The organism is Microbacterium wangyouchuni (genome assembly GCF_054072595.1).
On the sequence record NZ_JBSVRM010000015.1, the window covers coordinates 1 to 1,379 of the forward strand.

At 62.4% G+C, this 1,379-nt stretch carries 1 protein-coding gene; it reads left to right on the plus strand.

Going from position 1 to position 1,379, the window contains the following annotated elements; translation table 11 throughout:
* The first annotated feature begins 92 nt into the window (after positions 1 to 92).
* Complete coding sequence (locus ACW5CM_RS16070) at positions 93 to 1,370, plus strand: integrase core domain-containing protein (protein WP_457125611.1); 1,278 nt, start codon at positions 93 to 95, stop codon at positions 1,368 to 1,370.
* Positions 1,371 to 1,379 lie beyond the last annotated feature (9 nt).

Consider the following 1,379-nt stretch of genomic DNA (forward strand, 5'->3'; position numbering starts at 1 on the left):
GTCTCAGGACATTGGTGACGGTTGTGTCTCAGGACATCGGTAACGCTTCTTGCTGATTTGGTGGTGACACTTCGGTATGGCGTGATCGGGTGATGCCGCCGAATGAGCCGATCTCTCCGTCCGTGCGCCTTGCGATTACGCAGTGGCCTGATGATGCGCCGCGCGGGGCGGTGACCGCGTTTTGTGATGAGCATCACCTCAGCCGGAAGGCGTTCTATGCGATCCGTGCTCGTGCGCGTGAGGAGGGGCCAGTCGCGGCGCTTGCTCCGCGGTCGAGGCGGCCACGGTCCTCGCCGACTCGGACCGCGGCTGCGATCATTGAACAGGCGTTGCAGGTGCGGGCAGCGTTAGAAACGTCGGGGCTGGATTTCGGTCCGATCAGCGTGATGGACCGGATGCGGGATTTGGGTATGGACCCGCCGTCACGGGCGACGTTGGCGCGTCACTTCACCGCCGCGGGTGTCGTCGCTGCCGAGCCTCGGAAGAAGCCTCGATCCGCTTACCGTCGGTTCGTTTACCCGGCACCGAACTGTCTTTGGCAGTTAGACGCAACCGAGTACGTCCTCTCTGGTGGTCGCAAGTGCGTGATCTTCCAACTGATCGATGATCATGCCCGGCTCGCGGTCTCCTCTCACGTCGCGTGGGCAGAAACGGCAGAGGCCGCACTCACGGTCGTGAAGAAGGGCATTGCCGTGCACGGGGTGCCACAAAAACTCCTCTCCGATAACGGGGTCGCGTTGAATCCCACCCGTCGAGGCTATGACGGTCAGCTCGTGCGCTACCTGAAATCGGTCGGGGTCGAAGCGATCACCGGGAAACCAGGCAAACCCACCACGCAAGGCAAGAACGAACGATTCCACCGCACCCTGTTCCGCTGGCTCGACCACCAGCCCCTCGCCGACACACTTAAGGAACTACAAGCCCAGATCGACCGGTTCGACCACATTTACAACACCGAACGGCACCATCAGAGCCTGCCCGGGCGGATCACCCCGCTGCAGGCCTGGGAAGCAACTCCGAAAGCCGCACCCCCGCGCCCTCAACCCGCCGAGGACCTCCCCGCCGTCCCCGCCCATACCGGTGGTCACGGTATCCGCACCGCCAACAGCAACGGTGCTGTCTCCGTGCATGGCACGATCTTCATCCTCGGACGCGAACACGCCAGCCACCGCATTCACTCGCTCTGGAACCTCACCGAAATCTCCTTCTACGACGACCGCGGCACCCACATCATCACCCACCCCAGGCCCCCGAAAGGCACCACCTACGTCGGCAACGGCAAACCCCGCGGCTTCATGAACCGTTACCCATCTCCTGAGACAGAAACCGTCACCAATGTTCTGAGACAAGAACCGTCACCGAAGACCTGAGACATCACA